The organism is Burkholderia sp. AU45388, assembly GCF_030481585.1.
GTDB classification, from domain to species: Bacteria; Pseudomonadota; Gammaproteobacteria; order Burkholderiales; family Burkholderiaceae; genus Burkholderia; species Burkholderia sola.
The window spans coordinates 73,129-90,168 of record NZ_JAUJPV010000023.1 but is presented as its reverse complement, the minus strand read 5'-3'; the positions used below and the strand labels follow the sequence as shown (position 1 = coordinate 90,168).

At 66.6% G+C, this 17,040-nt stretch carries 17 protein-coding genes; 11 read left to right on the top strand and 6 right to left on the bottom strand.

Going from position 1 to position 17,040, the window contains the following annotated elements; translation table 11 throughout:
• Nucleotides 1-70: 70 nt before the first annotated feature.
• The 6 genes from QZM72_RS28445 to QZM72_RS28420 all read right to left on the bottom strand — a co-directional run bounded on the left by QZM72_RS28445 (nucleotide 71) and on the right by QZM72_RS28420 (nucleotide 7,104).
• On the bottom strand, nucleotides 71-1,615 hold the full coding sequence (locus tag QZM72_RS28445; protein ID WP_089468026.1) for a 2-isopropylmalate synthase: 1,545 nt from the start codon (nucleotides 1,613-1,615) through the stop codon (nucleotides 71-73).
• A gap of 327 nt (nucleotides 1,616-1,942) precedes the next feature.
• The gene (pssA, locus tag QZM72_RS28440) at nucleotides 1,943-2,815 is read right to left on the bottom strand and encodes a CDP-diacylglycerol--serine O-phosphatidyltransferase (RefSeq protein ID WP_089468027.1); all 873 of its coding nucleotides are present in this window, start codon (nucleotides 2,813-2,815) and stop codon (nucleotides 1,943-1,945) included.
• 15 nt (nucleotides 2,816-2,830) lie between these two features.
• On the bottom strand, nucleotides 2,831-3,475 hold the full coding sequence (locus QZM72_RS28435) for a phosphatidylserine decarboxylase (RefSeq protein WP_006491035.1): 645 nt from the start codon (nucleotides 3,473-3,475) through the stop codon (nucleotides 2,831-2,833).
• A gap of 139 nt (nucleotides 3,476-3,614) precedes the next feature.
• Entirely contained in the window at nucleotides 3,615-4,631 is a 1,017-nt protein-coding gene (ilvC, locus tag QZM72_RS28430; protein ID WP_034190794.1) for a ketol-acid reductoisomerase, read from the bottom strand.
• 106 nt (nucleotides 4,632-4,737) lie between these two features.
• A complete protein-coding gene (gene ilvN, locus QZM72_RS28425; RefSeq protein ID WP_006398781.1) occupies nucleotides 4,738-5,229 on the bottom strand; it encodes an acetolactate synthase small subunit in 492 nt (163 codons plus the stop codon).
• Nucleotides 5,230-5,340: 111 nt separating this feature from the next.
• Complete coding sequence (locus QZM72_RS28420; protein ID WP_089468028.1) at nucleotides 5,341-7,104, bottom strand: acetolactate synthase 3 catalytic subunit; 1,764 nt, start codon at nucleotides 7,102-7,104, stop codon at nucleotides 5,341-5,343.
• 355 nt (nucleotides 7,105-7,459) lie between these two features.
• On the opposite strand from QZM72_RS28420, the gene QZM72_RS28415 reads away from it, so the two are divergent.
• From QZM72_RS28415 to QZM72_RS28365, 11 genes are all read left to right on the top strand, one after another.
• Nucleotides 7,460-8,023, top strand: a complete 564-nt coding sequence (locus QZM72_RS28415) for an RNA polymerase sigma factor (RefSeq protein ID WP_027784998.1) — start codon at nucleotides 7,460-7,462, stop codon at nucleotides 8,021-8,023.
• On the top strand, nucleotides 8,020-8,439 hold the full coding sequence (locus QZM72_RS28410) for a DUF3619 family protein (RefSeq protein WP_089468029.1): 420 nt from the start codon (nucleotides 8,020-8,022) through the stop codon (nucleotides 8,437-8,439). The genes QZM72_RS28415 and QZM72_RS28410 overlap by 4 nt, the downstream gene beginning before the upstream one ends.
• A 26-nt stretch (nucleotides 8,440-8,465) precedes the next feature.
• Nucleotides 8,466-9,233, top strand: coding sequence for a DUF3106 domain-containing protein (locus tag QZM72_RS28405; protein ID WP_301739753.1), 768 nt, complete (start codon nucleotides 8,466-8,468; stop codon nucleotides 9,231-9,233).
• 6 nt (nucleotides 9,234-9,239) lie between these two features.
• Nucleotides 9,240-9,746 carry an RDD family protein gene (locus tag QZM72_RS28400; protein ID WP_301739752.1) on the top strand — a complete coding sequence of 169 codons (507 nt, stop codon included), beginning with the start codon at nucleotides 9,240-9,242 and terminating at the stop codon, nucleotides 9,744-9,746.
• 227 nt (nucleotides 9,747-9,973) lie between these two features.
• Nucleotides 9,974-10,912, top strand: coding sequence for a UDP-2,3-diacylglucosamine diphosphatase (locus QZM72_RS28395; RefSeq protein ID WP_301739751.1), 939 nt, complete (start codon nucleotides 9,974-9,976; stop codon nucleotides 10,910-10,912).
• A 28-nt stretch (nucleotides 10,913-10,940) separates the two neighbouring features.
• Nucleotides 10,941-11,975, top strand: a complete 1,035-nt coding sequence (locus QZM72_RS28390) for a glycosyltransferase family 1 protein (protein ID WP_301739750.1) — start codon at nucleotides 10,941-10,943, stop codon at nucleotides 11,973-11,975.
• Nucleotides 11,972-12,508: a diacylglycerol kinase gene (locus tag QZM72_RS28385; protein ID WP_089468034.1), complete on the top strand. Its 537-nt coding sequence runs from the start codon at nucleotides 11,972-11,974 to the stop codon at nucleotides 12,506-12,508. Before QZM72_RS28390 ends, QZM72_RS28385 begins: the two co-directional genes overlap by 4 nt.
• 202 nt (nucleotides 12,509-12,710) lie before the next feature.
• Nucleotides 12,711-13,469 carry a TetR/AcrR family transcriptional regulator gene (locus QZM72_RS28380; protein ID WP_050016436.1) on the top strand — a complete coding sequence of 253 codons (759 nt, stop codon included), beginning with the start codon at nucleotides 12,711-12,713 and terminating at the stop codon, nucleotides 13,467-13,469.
• Nucleotides 13,466-14,047: a TIGR00730 family Rossman fold protein gene (locus QZM72_RS28375; RefSeq protein ID WP_089468035.1), complete on the top strand. Its 582-nt coding sequence runs from the start codon at nucleotides 13,466-13,468 to the stop codon at nucleotides 14,045-14,047. Before QZM72_RS28380 ends, QZM72_RS28375 begins: the two co-directional genes overlap by 4 nt.
• 22 nt (nucleotides 14,048-14,069) lie before the next feature.
• Nucleotides 14,070-14,831: an SDR family oxidoreductase gene (locus QZM72_RS28370; protein WP_301739749.1), complete on the top strand. Its 762-nt coding sequence runs from the start codon at nucleotides 14,070-14,072 to the stop codon at nucleotides 14,829-14,831.
• 225 nt (nucleotides 14,832-15,056) lie between these two features.
• Nucleotides 15,057-16,949 carry a glycosyltransferase family 39 protein gene (locus QZM72_RS28365; protein WP_301739748.1) on the top strand — a complete coding sequence of 631 codons (1,893 nt, stop codon included), beginning with the start codon at nucleotides 15,057-15,059 and terminating at the stop codon, nucleotides 16,947-16,949.
• The last annotated feature ends 91 nt before the right edge of the window (nucleotides 16,950-17,040 follow it).

Below are 17,040 nucleotides of genomic sequence, written 5' to 3'. Positions count from 1 at the left end.
GCCCCGGGCGGCGCAGGGCCGCACGGGGCGTTTCGGAGCCGTGTAACGCGCGCGCGGCGGCGCGCGACGCTTACGAGCGCTGCGGGTTGACCTTGTCGTCCTTCGAGTGCAGCTTGTTCAGCGCGGAAATGTACGCCTTCGCGGATGCGGCGACGATGTCCGGATCGGTGCCGACGCCGTTGACGATCCGCCCGCTCTTCGACAGCCGGACCGTCACCTCGCCCTGCGCCTGCGTGCCGGTCGTGATCGCGTTCACCGAGTACAACAGCAGCTCGGAGCCGCTACCGACTTCGCCCTCGATCGCATTGAACGTCGCGTCGACCGGGCCGTTGCCGCGCGCCTCGCCGGTCACTTCCTTGCCCTCGACCGCGAACACGACCTTGGCCTGCGGCTGCTCGCCCGTTTCCGAACGCTGCGACAGCGACACGAACTTGAAGTGCTCCTGCTCCTGCGCGAGCGCCGATTCCTCGGACACGATCGCGATGATGTCCTCGTCGAAGATCTCCGCCTTGCGGTCGGCCAGATCCTTGAAGCGCATGAACGCGGCATTCAATTCGGCTTCGCTGTCGAGCGATACGCCGAGTTCCTGCAGGCGCTGTTTGAACGCGTTGCGGCCCGACAGCTTGCCGAGCACGATCTTGTTCGCGGTCCAGCCCACGTCTTCCGCGCGCATGATCTCGTAGGTGTCGCGCGCCTTCAGCACGCCGTCCTGGTGGATGCCCGACGCGTGCGCGAACGCGTTCGCGCCGACCACCGCCTTGTTCGGCTGCACGACGAAGCCGGTGATCTGCGACACGAGCTTCGACGTCGGCACGATCTGCGTGGTGTCGATGCCGACGTCGAGGCCGAAGTAGTCCCTGCGCGTCTTCACGGCCATCACGATCTCTTCGAGCGACGTGTTGCCCGCGCGCTCGCCGAGGCCGTTGATCGTGCACTCGATCTGGCGCGCACCGCCGATCTTCACGCCGGCGAGCGAGTTCGCGACCGCCATCCCGAGGTCGTTGTGGCAATGCACCGAGAAGATCGCCTTGTCCGAGTTCGGAATGCGCTCGCGCAGCGTCTTCACGAGGTTGCCGTAGAGTTCCGGCACGCCGTAGCCGACCGTGTCGGCGATGTTGATCGTCGTCGCGCCTTCGGCGATCACGGCTTCCAGCACGCGGCACAGGAAGTCGAGATCCGAGCGGCTGCCGTCTTCCGGCGAGAATTCGACGTTGTCGGTGAACTTGCGCGCGAAACGCACCGCGAGACGCGCCTGCTCGAACACCTGGTCCGGCGTCATCCGCAGCTTCTTCTCCATGTGCAGCGGCGACGTCGCGATGAACGTGTGGATCCGCGCGCTGTTGGCCGGCTTCAGTGCGTCGGCGGCGCGCTGGATGTCCTTGTCGTTGGCCCGCGCCAGCGAGCAGATCGTGCTGTCCTTCACGAGACCGGCGATCGTGTGGATCGCGTCGAAATCGCCGTTCGAGCTGGCCGCGAAGCCGGCCTCGATCACGTCGACCTTCATCCGCTCGAGGTGCTTCGCGATGCGGATTTTCTCTTCCTTCGTCATCGACGCACCGGGCGATTGCTCGCCGTCACGCAACGTCGTATCGAAAATGATCAGCTTGTCTGTCATGGGGGGCTCCAGGGCTCTTTATACGGAAGTCAAACGTAATGAGATCGCGCCACCGCTGGCGACGCTCAACAACAGACGAGGCTTGAGACGGGGGGCGAGAACGGTCAGCGCGGCAGGCGCGCCAAAGCTAGCGCGCGTAGCGGCGCACCGGCTAGAAGGAGGGAGAAGCGGGGAAATGCGGTCATGGCGGAGACTATAGCGACATTCCGCTGGCCGCGCAATCGGACGGCACCCGGGAATCGACGCGGCCCGGCTCGAAAAAGGGGCAAATGAAAACGGCGGCTCCGAGGCCGCCGTTTCCGGGCAGATCAACGATCGTGCGCGGCGTCAGTGATCGCGCTGCGACGAGCGCGCCGGATTCGCCCGCCCACGAATGGCCATGTAGGCCCAGAACACGTAGCCGGACAGCCCGTACAACACGAACAGGCAGAACAGCATCAGCGGCGGATCCGACGACACGAGCACGAACGCGACGACGACGAGCAGGATTGCCGCGAACGGCACGCGGTGCCGCACGTCGAGCGCCTTGCCGCTGTAGAACGGCGCGTTCGACACCATCGTCACGCCCGCGTAGATCGTCAGCGCGAACGCGACCCATGGCAGCCAGCCGAGCTTCATCGGCACGCGGTTGTCGGTCGCGAGCCACACGAAGCCCGCGATCAGCGCGGCGGCGGCCGGGCTCGGCAGCCCCTGGAAGAAGCGCTTGTCGACGCTGCCGATGTTCGTGTTGAAGCGCGCGAGGCGCAGCGCGGCGCCCGAGCAATAGACGAACGCGGCGAGCCAGCCCCAGCGGCCGAGATCCTTCAGCACCCACTCGTACATCACGAGCGCGGGCGCGACGCCGAACGACACCATGTCCGACAGGCTGTCGAACTGCTCGCCGAACGCGCTCTGCGTATGCGTCATGCGCGCGACGCGCCCGTCCATCCCGTCGAGCACCATTGCGACGAAAATCGCGATCGCGGCGATCTCGAAGCGCACGTTCATCGCCTGCACGACCGCGAAGAAGCCGCAGAACAGCGCGGCGGTCGTGAACGCGTTCGGCAGCAGATAGATGCCGCGCGTCTTCAGGAACCGCTGGCGCGCGGCGCGGCGGCTTTCGAGCGGCGCCGCATCGGGCGCCATCACCTTGTTGCGGCGGAACGGGCGTGGCGTCTGGCCGGAGCCGTTACGCGGCCGACGCGGTTTGAATGCGGCCATCGTGCGCCCCGCCCCTTACTGTTCGAGCTCGGCGAGGATCGTCGACGACGCGTAGACCTTCTCGCCGATCGACACCTTCGCGCGGCTGCCGAGCGGCAGGTACACGTCGACGCGCGAACCGAAGCGGATGAAACCGTAGCGCTGGCCGCGCGACAGCGGCTCGCCGGCGCGCACGTAGCACAGGATCCGGCGCGCGATCAGGCCGGCGATCTGCACGGACGTGACGGTCTTGCCGCTCGCCGTCTGGATCACGACCGCGTTGCGCTCGTTCTCGGTCGACGCCTTGTCGATCGCCGCGTTCAGGAACGCGCCGGGGAAGTACTCGACCTTCGAGATCGCGCCATCGACCGGCGAACGCTGCGAATGGACATTGAAGACATTCATGAACACGCTGATCTTCAGCGCTTCGCGGTTCGCGTACGGATCCTGCGCGGTCTCGACCGCGACGATGCGGCCGTCCGCCGGGCACAGCACCGCGTTCGGCTGCGCCGGGATCGGGCGCTGCGGATCGCGGAAGAACTGGACGACGAAGACGAGCAGCAGCCAGAACGGCCACGCGAAGCCGAAGCCCCCGACGGCATGGATCAACAGCGCGATGACGGCTGCAATCGCGATGAACGGCCAGCCTTCGCGCGCGATGATCGGATGAGGATAGTTCATGGATTCGTTCTGTGTTCGGTGAATTGCAAAGCCCGTAGCATAACAAAAGCCGCCCGGGGCACTGCTGCCTTCGGACGGCTTTTTGATGCCGGCCCTTCGCTTGAAGGGCCGGAACAGCACCTTTTGCTGCTGACGGTGCTTAGTTCTTCGTCTGGTCGACGAGCTTGTTCTTCGCGATCCACGGCATCATCGCGCGCAGCTTCGCGCCGACCTGCTCGATCTGGTGCTCGGCCGTCAGGCGGCGGCGCGACTGCAGCGTCGGCGCGCCTGCCTTGTTCTCGAGAATGAAGCTCTTCGCGTACTCGCCCGTCTGGATGTCGGTCAGGCACTGCTTCATCGCCTTCTTCGTCTCTTCCGTGACGACGCGCGGGCCGGTCACGTATTCGCCGTACTCGGCGTTGTTCGAGATCGAGTAGTTCATGTTCGCGATGCCGCCTTCGTAGATCAGGTCGACGATCAGCTTCAGTTCGTGCAGGCACTCGAAGTACGCCATTTCCGGCGCGTAGCCGGCTTCGACCAGCGTCTCGAAACCTGCCTTGATCAGCTCGACGGTACCGCCGCACAGCACGGCCTGCTCGCCGAACAGGTCGGTTTCGGTTTCTTCACGGAAGTTCGTCTCGATGATGCCGGCACGGCCGCCGCCGTTCGCCGCCGCGTACGACAGCGCGATGTCGCGTGCCGCGCCCGACTTGTTCTGTGCCACAGCGATCAGGTGCGGCACGCCGCCACCTTGCGAGTACGTGCCGCGCACGGTGTGGCCCGGTGCCTTCGGCGCGATCATGATCACGTCGAGGTCGGCGCGCGGAATCACCTGGCCGTAGTGGACGTTGAAACCGTGCGCGAACGCGAGCGCCGCGCCTTGCTTGATGTTCGCGTGCACTTCCTTCGCGTACACGTCGGCGATCTGCTCGTCCGGCAGCAGCATCATGACGACGTCCGCGCCCTTCACCGCCTCCGCGACTTCCTTGACCGACAGGCCGGCGTTTTCGGCCTTGCTCCACGACGCGCCGTCCTTGCGCAGGCCGACCGTCACGTTCACGCCGCTTTCCTTCAGGTTCAGCGCGTGTGCATGGCCTTGCGAGCCGTAGCCGATGATCGTGACTTGCTTGCCCTTGATGAGGGAGAGGTCGGCGTCTTTGTCGTAGAAAACGTTCATGATGGTTCCTTCGCTAATTCAAAAAATTCAATAATTCGTTCGGATGGAATACTGCGGGCCGGGACATGACGGCGCACCCGGCGTGCCATTTTTGGCTATGTCGGCATCACACCTTCAGGATGCGCTCGCCGCGTCCGATGCCGGAGCTGCCGGTGCGCACGGTCTCGAGGATCGCGCCCGCGTCCAGCCCCTGGATGAATGCGTCGAGCTTGTCGCTCGCGCCCGTCAATTCGATCGTGTAGGTCTTCTCGGTCACGTCGATGATGCGGCCGCGGAAAATATCCGACATCCGCTTCATTTCTTCACGCTCCTTGCCCACTGCACGTACCTTGATCAGCATCAGCTCGCGTTCGATGTGTGCACCGTCGGTCAGGTCCACCACTTTCACCACCTCGATCAGGCGGTTCAGATGCTTCGTGATCTGTTCGATCACGTCGTCGGAGCCAATGGAAACGATGGTGAGCCGCGACAGCGATTGGTCTTCGGTCGGCGCCACCGTCAAGGTTTCGATGTTGTAGCCGCGTGCGGAGAACAGGCCGACCACGCGCGACAGCGCGCCCGGTTCGTTCTCCAGCAGGACGGAAATGATGTGTCTCATGTTCGCTTCTTCCAGAATGTGTCCGTGTCGATTCACTCGCGCCGCGCGCCGCCGCGTGCCGCACCGCCCTTCGTGAAGGCGGCCGCATCGGGCCGGGCGCGCGTCGCGCCGTTACAGATCTTCCGATCCGAGCAGCATCTCGGTGATGCCCTTGCCGGCCTGTACCATCGGCCAGACGTTTTCGGTCGGATCGGTCTGGAAGTCGAGAAACACGGTGCGGTCCTTCAGGCGCAATGCTTCCTTCAGCGCCGGCTCCACATCCGAAGTCTTTTCGATCCGCATGCCGACGTGGCCGTACGCTTCGGCGAGCTTCACGAAATCGGGCAGCGCATCCATGTACGAATGCGAATAGCGCTTGCTGTATTCGATCTGCTGCCACTGGCGGACCATGCCGAGATAGCGGTTATTCAGCGAAATGATCTTCACGGGCGTGTCGTACTGCAGGCAGGTCGACAGTTCCTGGATGCACATCTGGATCGAGCCTTCGCCCGTGATGCACAGCACGTCGTCGTCCGGATGGGCCATCTTCACGCCCATCGCCGCCGGCAGGCCGAAGCCCATCGTGCCGAGGCCGCCGGAGTTGATCCAGCGACGCGGCTTGTTGAAACGGTAGAACTGCGCGGCCCACATCTGGTGCTGGCCGACGTCCGAGCACACGAACGCATTGCCGTCCGTCAGCTCCCACGCCTTCTCGACCACGTACTGCGGCTTGATGATCTCGCTTTCGCGGTCGAACTTCAGGCAGTCCTTCGCGCGCCAGCCCTCGATGTCCTTCCACCATTGCGCGAGCGCCTCGGTGTCGGGGCCATGCTCGGCCGTCTGCAGCTGCTCGATCAGCTCCTTCAGCACTTCCTTCACGTCGCCGACGATCGGAATGTCGACCTTCACGCGCTTCGAGATCGACGACGGGTCGATGTCGATGTGAATGATCTTGCGCGGGCGCGACGCGAAGTGCGCCGGGTCGCCGATCACGCGGTCGTCGAAGCGCGCGCCGATCGCGATCAGCACGTCGCAGTGCTGCATCGCCATGTTCGCTTCGTAGGTGCCGTGCATGCCGAGCATGCCGAGGAATTTCCTGTCCGACGCGCGATAGCCGCCGAGACCCATCAGCGTGTTCGTGACCGGGTAGCCGAGCAGATCCGCGAACTGGTTCAGTTCACGCGACGCATCGGCGAGGATGATGCCGCCCCCCGTATAGATGTACGGACGCTTGGCCGTCAGCAGCAGCGACACGGCCTTGCGGATCTGGCCCGAATGGCCCTTCGTGACGGGGTTGTACGAACGCAGCGACACGCTCTTGATCGGCTCGTACTGGCACGGCGTCTTCGAGATGTCTTTCGGGATGTCGATCAGCACCGGGCCCGGACGGCCGGTGCGGGCGATGTAGAACGCCTTCTTGACGGTTGCCGCGAGGTCGCGCACGTCCTTCACGAGGAAGTTGTGCTTCACGCACGGACGCGTGATGCCGACGGTGTCGCATTCCTGGAACGCATCCTGACCGATCGCGGCAGTCGGCACCTGGCCGCTGATCACGACCATCGGGATCGAATCCATGTATGCCGTTGCGATGCCGGTCACCGCGTTGGTGACACCGGGGCCGGACGTCACGAGACAGACGCCGACGTTGCCGGTGGAGCGCGCATACGCATCGGCTGCGTGCACGGCCGCCTGTTCATGGCGCACCAGCACGTGCTGAATCTTGTCCTGCTTGTACAGCTCGTCGTAGATGTAGAGAACCGAGCCGCCGGGGTAGCCCCAGATGAATTCGACGTTTTCGTCGGCCAGTGCCTTCATGAGCACGGTGCCGCCGATGGAGTCGCTATCGGGAGGGGAAAGGGGTTCCGACGTGGAGAATTCCGCGCTGGGCATGTTCATTTTGACCTTTCGAATTTTCGGCAAAAAATTGATCGGGTGCTCTCTGCCGGGCTTGTGGCTCGGGTTCAAGCGGCGCGTCCAGTTTGAAGGGCGGGCTTCTTGGGCCAGCCTCAAATGAGACCATCACTTCATGTTGCGAATCGCTGACGATAGCGGGTCGCGATGGGGCCGTCAAGCAAAATATCCCGCAGCGCATCATGCGCGCCGCCCGGCGCCCGGCCGGCGCGGCTCGCGCGCAACGTGCGGCGCCCGACCCGGTGCCAAGCCGCGCGAAAATTTGATAGCATCCGCGGGTTTTACGAAATTTTTCGACCTTTTACACCACGCAGCGGGCCGCAGCGCATACCTTCACGGAATGGCATCAGACAAGGAACTCGCCGACTTTCTGGCGGGCGTCGAAAGGCGCGCGTTCAAGCAGGCTGCGTACGCCGTACGTGACGACGATGCATCGCTCGACATCGTGCAGGACGCGATGATCAAGCTCGCGGAAAAGTACGGCGACCGGCCGGCGGCCGAGCTGCCGCTGCTTTTTCAGCGGATCCTGCAGAACGCGATCCACGACTGGTTCCGCCGGCAGAAGGTCCGCAACACGTGGGTGACGCTCTTCTCGTCGCTGAACAACACCGACGACGACGACTTCGACCCGCTCGAAACGCTTGAATCCGCGGACGACAACGCGGGCGTCGAGAGCAGCGAGCACCGCCTCGAAAGAGAGCAGGTCCTGGCCCTGATCGACGAAGAAATCCAGAAGCTTCCGACGCGTCAACGGGAAGCGTTCCTGATGCGTTATTGGGAAGATATGGATGTCGCCGAGACTGCCGCCGCAATGGGGTGCTCCGAGGGCAGCGTCAAGACGCACTGCTCGCGAGCCACTCATACCCTGGCGCAAGCGCTCAAGGCCAAAGGAATCACGCTATGAGCTCCGCAAACCGAGAACACGAATTCGCGTTGAAGGTGCGTCGCGCGCTGGACGAGCGCGCGGCCGCGCTGCCTGCCGCGACCACCGATCGGCTGGCCGTCGCCCGCCGGGCCGCGCTCGCGCGCAAGAAGCCCGAAGCCGCGAGCGCGCCGGTGTTCGTGCCGGCCTTCGCCGGCGCGGCCGGCGCCTACGGCCCGACGCCCGCGAACCGCGTGCCGACGTCGTTCGCCCGCCGCCTGCTGCGCGCGTGGCCGCTCGCGTTGCTGCTCGCGGGGCTCGTCGGCATCGCGTACTGGGAAGACATGCAGCGCACCGCCGAACTCGCCGACATCGACGCGGCGATGCTCAGCGACGACCTGCCGCTCAATGCGTATCTCGATCACGGGTTCAACGCGTATCTTTCGCGCGCTCACTAACAGACAATAACGAGGGGATCGCACGGGTGAGTCAGAAGCGCGGCCTGGCCGTATTTTTCGGATGCGTGATCGCGATCGCCGTTTCCTACGTCGCCACGTATCCCCGATTCCACCCGGCCCCCGCGACGGCGCCCGTCGCGACCACCAGTCCCGCCGCGCCCGCGTCGACCGCGACCGGGCTGACCGCCGAACTCCCGCCGCTGCCCCTTCCGCTGCCGTTGCCGGCCGCCACCGGCCCGCTGTCGTGGGCACGCCTCACGCCGGCGCAGCACGCGGCCCTCGCGCCGTTCGCCGACCAGTGGGACGGCTTCAGCGATGCCCGCAAGCGTAAATGGCTGAAGATCGCATCGCGTTTCGCGAAGTTGTCGCTGGATAACCAGAAACGCCTGCAGGAGCGGATGACCGAGTGGGCGAAGATGACGCCCGAACAGCGCCGCGTCGCGCGCGAGAACTACCAGAGCGCGAAGGAGCTGTCCGCGCAGGCGCGCGAGCGCGCGTGGAAGGCCTACCAGCAACTCCCCGAGGAGCAGAAGGAACGGCTTGCCGCCGCCGAGCGCCGCCGCCGGCCGAGCGTCGTCAGCGCGCCGCCGACCGTCGCCGACCGTGACGTCCGCCGCCTCGTCAACTCGCACGAACACCCGGCGAGCGGCGCGGCTGCCGCCCCGGCGCCCGCGTCGACCGGTGCCGCCGCGCAGCCGGTGCCGGCATCGTCGACGTCCGGCACCGCATCGGCACCGGCCGCGGTCGTGCCGGTGTCGCCCGCCGACGCGCCTTCGCTGTTCAAGGGCTCCTGAGCGGCCGTGGCGAACGCCCGCGCGCCCGAGTCCCCGGCCGCCGCGCCGTCCGTACGGCGGCGCCTCGCCGCGCTGCTCTACGAAGGCGTGCTGCTGTTCGGCGTCGTGTTCTTCGCCGGGCTCGCGTTCAGCCTGGCGACGCAACAACGCAACGGCCTCGTTCATCACAATCTGCTTGCCGCGTGGATCGCGCTCGTCGTCGGCGCGTATTTCGTGTGGTTCTGGACGCACGGCGGCCAGACGCTGCCGATGAAAACCTGGCGGCTGCGGCTCGAATCGTCGAGCGGCCGGCCGCTGAGCGCCGGCCACGCGCTCGTCCGCTACGCGCTCGGCTGGCTGTGGTTCCTGCCGCCGCTCGCGCTGCACCCGCTGCTCGGCCTGTCGGTACCCGTCACGCTCGCGCTCGCCGCCGCATGGATCGTCGTGTGGGCCGGCGCCGCCCGCTTGCACGCCGGCCGCCAGTTCCCGCACGACCGGCTCGCGCGCACCCGCGTCGTCGCGATACCGCGCTGACGCGCCACATTCGCCAGACGAAAGCCGCTCGCCCATCCCGCCCCCGATCGAGCCGGACGGCCTTGCCGGACAAGCGCCGGCCGTTCGGTGCGGCAGCTAACGCAACGCCCGCTCGTTCACGGCTAAACATCCTTCAACGGTCGTAATAAGAACGTCTCGTGACTGTCACGGCACAGTCACGCCCGCATGGCGGAATGCCGGGTAATGTCAACCGGCGCGAGTCATGCATGGGCCAGAAAACGTCCGCGACTTCATTGTTTCGTCATCCCATCGGCGCCCGCGCCGCCACCGCGTTCCTGTCCGGTTCGGGGGCAACCGACGGCGTGGTGTCGCACCAGCCGCCGGTCGCGCACACCACGCAGCACGACGACCCCGAGCCGTCCACCCATCGCTACCGCACCATCTGGCTGTCCGACATCCACCTCGGCTCGAGCGGCTGTCAGGCGCCCTACCTGCTGGATTTCCTGCGTCACAACGACTCGGAATACCTGTACCTCGTCGGCGACATCATCGACGGCTGGCAACTGAAAAAAGGCTGGTACTGGCCGCAGGCGCACAACGACGTCGTGCAGAAGATCCTGCGCAAGGCGCGCAAGGGCACGCAGGTCGTCTACATCCCCGGCAACCACGACGAAGGCGCGCGGCAGTTCTGCGATCTCGCGTTCGGCGACATCCAGGTGCGCGGCGAGGCGTTCCACACGACGCTCGCGGGCAAACGTTTGTGGATCGTGCACGGCGACCTGTTCGACGGCGTGATCCAGCACGCGAAATGGCTCGCGTACCTCGGCGACACGCTCTACACGCTGATCCTCGTGCTGAACCGCTGGTTCAACCGGATCCGCAGCCGGCTCGGCTTCCAGTACTGGTCGCTGTCGCAGTACCTGAAGCACCAGGTCAAGAACGCGGTCAACTTCATCTCGCAGTTCGAGACCGTGATGACCGACGAGGCGCGCCGCCGCGGCTGCGACGGCGTCGTGTGCGGCCACATCCACAAGGCCGAGATTCGCGACATCGACGGCGTGATGTACTGCAACGACGGCGACTGGGTCGAAAGCCTGTCCGCGCTCGTCGAAACGATGGAAGGCGAATTGAAGATCGTCTACTGGACGGTGATGCGCAGCGCGCCGTCGGAGACCACGTCGCGCAAGGCCAAGGCCACTGCCTGACACAACCCTACTTACAGGACATGCCGCGATGAAGATCATGATCGTCACCGACGCGTGGGAACCGCAGGTCAACGGCGTCGTGCGCACGCTGAAGAGCACCTCCCGCGAACTCACCGCGCTCGGCCACCGCGTCGAAATGCTGACGCCGCTGGAATTCCCCACGGTGCCCTGCCCGACCTACCCGGAAATCCGCCTGTCGATCCTGCCGTACCGCAAGCTGCGCGCACGGATCGATGCGTTCGCACCCGACGCGCTGCACATCGCGACCGAAGGCCCGCTCGGCCTCGCCGCGCGGCGCTATGCGCGCGCCCGCAAGCTGCCGTACACGACCGCCTACCACACGCGCTTCCCGGAATACGTGCAGGCGCGCTTCGGCATTCCGCTGGCGGCGACCTACAAGTTCCTGCACTGGTTCCACGGCCCGTCGCTCGCGGTGATGGCGCCGACGCCGGTCGTCAAGCAGGACCTCGAGAAATTCGGCTTCACGAACGTCGTGCTGTGGACCCGCGGCGTCGACCTCGACATCTTCCGGCCGATGGAGTCGAAGGTGCTCAACACCGCGCGGCCGATCTTCCTGTACGTGGGCCGCGTCGCGATCGAGAAGAACGTCGAGGCGTTCCTGCGCCTCGACCTGCCCGGCTCGAAGTGGGTCGCGGGCGAAGGCCCCGCGCTCGCGGAGCTGAAGTCGCGCTACCCGGAGGCGAACTATCTCGGCGTGCTGTCACAGACGGAGCTCGCGAAGGTGTATGCTGCGGCCGACGTGTTCGTATTCCCGAGTCGCACCGACACGTTCGGCCTCGTGCTGCTCGAAGCCCTCGCCTGCGGCACGCCGGTGGCCGCGTATCCCGTCACGGGCCCGATCGACGTGCTCGGCGGAGGCGATGCCGGCGCGATGCACGAGGACCTGCAGGAAGCCTGCCTCGAGGCGCTGAAGATCGAACGCACGACTGCGCGCGCGTGGGCGGAACGCTTCTCGTGGCGCGCCGCATCCGAGCAATTCGCGTCGCATCTGAAGCCGCTGCCGAAGACCGCGTACTCGCCAGCCGAAGGTGCAGCCGTTTGAAACGAGACCTGAACGACAAGATCCCGCCCCCCGCCGCGACGCCGTCGCGGCACCGCCCGTTCGACGAGGAAGAGCCGCATGCCGACGCGGACGTGCAACCGCATGAGCCGCTCGGCCCCGACGACCGGCTCGCGGCGCTGCCGCCGAATCCGTACAAGCGCCACCGCGGCATCACGCGTGCGTGGTTCGCGCTCAAGCATTCGCTGAACGGCTTTCGCGTCGCGATCCGCGAGGAAAGCGCGTTTCGCCAGGAACTCACGCTCGCCGCGCTGATGCTGCCGATCGGCGCATTCGCGCCGGTGCCGGCCGCGTCGCGCGCGCTGCTGATCGGCTCGGTGCTGCTGGTGCTGATCGTCGAGCTGCTGAACTCGAGCGTCGAAGCCGCGATCGACCGCATCTCGCTCGAGCGCCACGAACTGTCGAAGCGCGCGAAGGACCTCGGCAGCGCGGCCGTGACGGTCGCGCTGTTCGCGTGCGTGACGACGTGGGGCTTCGTGCTCGGGCCGGTCGTCGCACGCTGGCTCGGCTTCTAGGCAAGCGCCGGGCGCCTTTCGCCACGCCCGCATGCGGCGCCGCACCATGCGCCGCGCGGGGGCCGCGATCACGAAATGCCCCGACGTGGCGAAACCCCGGTTTATAATCGTCCGCCAGACATAGAACAGCAACCCGCGCCGGACGAATCACGCAGCATCGATTGCAGCGCCCGCCAGTCCGGCACACACAGGGCCGGACGACATGGAAGCGAAACCTCCCCGCCGCACCCGCGAACGGATTCTCGAGTTGTCGTTGAAACTCTTCAACGAGATCGGCGAGCCGAACGTCACCACCACGACGATCGCCGAGGAAATGGAAATCAGTCCAGGCAACCTGTACTACCATTTCCGCAACAAGGACGACATCATCAACAGCATCTTCGCGCAGTTCGAACAGCAGATCGAACGGCGGCTGCGCTTTCCCGAAGATCACCGTCCGACGATCGACGAAACGTGGTCGTACCTGCAGTACATGGCCGATTTCATGTGGACCTACCGGTTCCTGTATCGCGACCTCAACGACCTGCTCGCCCGCAACCGCACGCTCGAGACGCACTTCAAGCAGATCATCAGCCACAAGGTGCGCTTCGCGCACGACATGTGCGAGCTGCTCGTCTCCGATGCCGAAATGGTCGCGACGCCCGCGGAGATCGAGGTCATCGCCACCAACATGGCGGTGATCTCGACGTACTGGCTGTCGTACCAGTACGTGATGCATCCGCGCAAATACAACGATCAGGACGCGATCCGCGAAGAGCTGCACCAGGTCAGCATGCACGTGATCTCGATCATGGCGCCGTACCTGCGCGGCCGTTCGCGCCAGCTGTTCGACGATCTCGTGTCCGGCAAGCTGCCGAAGCGCCAGTTCACCGACTACCTGCCGCCGCGCGACGGTTCGCCGCGCCCGGCGGGCGGCCCCGTCGCCACCGGCCAGGCCCCCGCCAAGGACGCGAAGCAATGAAGGCGGTCTGCGTTTACTGCGGCTCGTCGTCCGGCGTGCGGCCCGTCTATGCCGACGCCGCGCGCGCGTTCGGCCGCGCGCTCGTCGATGCGGGCCTCACGCTCGTATACGGCGGCGGCCGCGTCGGCCTGATGGGCGTGATCGCCGACGAAGTGATGGCCGCCGGCGGCCGTGCGGTCGGCGTGATCCCCGAGTTGCTGGTCGACAAGGAAGTCGGCCATACGGGGCTGTCGGAACTGCACGTCGTGCCCGACATGCACCATCGCAAGAAAATGATGGCCGACCTGTCCGACGCGTTCGTCGCGATGCCCGGCGGCGCCGGCACGCTCGAGGAGCTCTTCGAGGTCTACACGTGGGCCCAGCTCGGCTATCACCGCAAGCCCGTCGCGCTCTACAACATCGATTCGTTCTACGATCCGCTGATCGCGCTGCTGCGTCATACGGTCGACGAAGGCTTCATGCGGCCGGCCTATTTCGACGCGCTGTGCGTCGAACCGGAACCCGTCGCGCTGATCGAGCGGCTGCGCCGCTACCAGCCGCCCGCCCGCGACAAGTGGGCGCCCGACGCCGCGAAGTAACCGTCACCGGAAACCGCACGCGATGACCGCACCGTCCGACCGCAAGGCTGTCCTCGTCACCGGCGCGAGCCGCGGCATCGGCCGTGCGACCGCCGTGCTCGCGGCCGAACGCGGCTGGGACGTCGGCATCAACTATGCACGCGACGCAGCCGCGGCCGAACTGACCGCGCAGGCCGTGCGCGACGCGGGCGGCCGCGCGTGCATCGCCGCGGGGGACGTCGCGAACGAGGCGGACGTCGTCGCGATGTTCGACACCGTTGCGGCCGCGTTCGGGCGCCTCGACGCGCTCGTCAACAATGCCGGCATCGTCGCGCCGTCGATGCCGCTCGCCGACATGCCCGCCGACCGCCTGCGGCGGATCTTCGATACCAACGTGCTCGGCGCCTACCTGTGCGCGCGCGAAGCCGCGCGTCGGCTGTCCACCGACCGCGGCGGCCGCGGCGGCGCGATCGTCAACGTGTCGTCGATCGCGTCGCGGCTCGGCTCGCCGAACGAGTACGTCGATTACGCGGGCTCGAAAGGCGCGGTCGATTCGCTGACGATCGGCCTGGCCAAGGAACTCGGCCCGCACGGCGTGCGCGTCAACGCGGTGCGCCCCGGCCTGATCGAGACCGATATTCATGCAAGCGGCGGCCAGCCAGGCCGCGCGGCCCGGCTCGGCGCGCAGACACCGCTCGGCCGCGCGGGCGAAGCGCGGGAGATCGCCGAGGCGATCGTCTGGCTGCTAGGCGATGCGGCGTCCTACACGACGGGCGCCCTGCTCGACGTTGGTGGCGGCCGCTAAGCTGACGCGCGGCGCAACAATAAAGCGATCGAAAACGCCATGGTCGCCGCGCCACAAATCTCCACAATTCCGCGACACTTCCAGTAAACATCCGTAACAATTCCGTGCTCTACTAGCGGCCATTCAGACAGGTGTCTCAAACACGCTGTCCGTTACCCGGATGTAGCCCCTTATCGGTCCAGCCCATGTCGCCGGACCGGCTCGACTCGACCCGAGATCTTTTCCATGCCTGGAACCGCAGCGCCCAGCCGGCGACGCACGCCCGTGCCCGCCCCGGCCACGCACACCCGCTCGACCGCCGATACCGACGTCATCGCGACGCTGGACGTCGCCGGCACGCCCGTCGCGGCCTCGACCGCCGCCATCAGCGCCCCGCGCGACCGCTCGCTGCTGCTCGGCTGGCGCGCATGGCTGTTCGTCGTCGCGCTGGTGTGCGCGTACACGCTGCCCGGCGTGCTCGGGCACGATCCGTGGAAACAGGACGAAACCTACACGTTCGGCATCATCCAGCACATGCTCGAGACCGGCGATTTCGTCGTGCCGACCAATGCCGGCCTGCCGTTCATGGAAAAACCGCCGCTTTACGCGTGGGTCGCGACCAGCCTCGCGTGGCTGCTGCAGCGCGTGATGCCGCTGCACGACGCGGCGCGCCTCGCGAGCGCCTTGTTCGCCGCGCTTGCGTTCGGCTTCATCGCGCGCGCGGCCCGCGTGGCCAGCCGGACCGAGAGTTGGTTCGACCTGCGCGTGATCGGCCCGGTCGTGCTGAGCGCGAGCACGCTCGTCGTCATCAAGCACGTGCACGACATGATGACGGACGTCGCGCTGTTTGCCGGCACCGCCATGGCGTTCTGCGGACTGCTCGAACTCGTGATGCGGCACGTCGCGCGTGCGCAGCAGTTGCGTCACGGGCTGCCGGCGCATCCGGCGGGCCGCTGGGCCGCGCCGATCTTCGGCGCGGGCGTCGGCATCGCGCTGATGGCGAAGGGGTTGTTCGTGCCGCTCGTGTTCGCGGCCACGCTCGTCTGCACGGTGGTGCTCTATCCGGCCTGCCGCACCCGGTCGTTCGCCCGCGCGCTCGGCGTCGCCGCGCTCGTGTTCGCGCCGTTCGCGCTGATCTGGCCGACCGCGCTGTTCCTGCGCTCGGAAACGCTGTTCATGACGTGGTTCTGGGACAACAACGTCGGCCGCTTCTTCGGCTTCTCCGTTCCCGAGCTGGGCGCGGAAAACGACAAGCCGTTCTTCATCCTGCGCGCGTTCCTGCTCGTCGGGTTCCCGGTCGCCCCGCTCGCGATCGTCGCGCTCGCCCGCGGCGCATGGCGCGACTGGCGTACGCCGCGCATCGCGCTGCCCGTGATGTTCGCCGGCATCGGGCTCGTGGTGTTGCAGGTGTCCGCGACGTCGCGCCAGCTCTACATCCTGCCGTTCTTCGCACCGCTCGCGCTGGTCGCCGCGCAGGCGATCGACCGCCTGCCGCGCCGGCTGCATCTCGCATGGGATTACCTGAGCCGCCTCCTGTTCGGCACCGTCGTCGTGCTCGCGTGGGCGATCTGGGCGGTAATGGCCGATCCGGCCGCGCCGCGCGCGAGTCTCGCGCTGCTCGGACGCTGGCTGCCGCTCGACTGGACGATGCCGATCCAGCCCGCGCTCGTGACCGGCGCGCTTGCGCTAACGGTCGGCTGGCTGACGCTGCTGCCGAAGCTGCGCACGACGGGCCTATGGCGCGGCGCGCTGTCGTGGGGCGCCGGCGCGCTCGTCGCGTGGGGGCTCATCTATACGCTGCTGCTGCCGTGGCTCGACGTCGCGAAGAGCTACCGTTCGGTGTTCGACGACCTGAACGCGCATCTCGCGCTCGAATGGAACGACGGCGACTGCATGGCGAGCCTGCACGGGCTCGGCGAATCGGAAGCGCCGATGCTGTATTACTTCTCCGGCATCCAGCACACGCCGATCGACGACGCGAAGACGACGCGCTGCACGTGGATGATCGTGCAGGGCGTGCGGGCCGTCGATCCGGCGCCCGGCGACGAATGGAAGCTGTTCTGGACCGGCGCCCGCCCGGGCGACAACGACGAACTGCTGCGCGTCTACGTGCGCACGCCCGAACAGCACCAGCGGTGACACAGGGCGGCGCGATGCGCTGCCCTTGCCGCCTTCACGTTCTTCTTCGGCACGGGCCGCGTTCATCCGTCCGAGCGACCGGCGCGCAGCC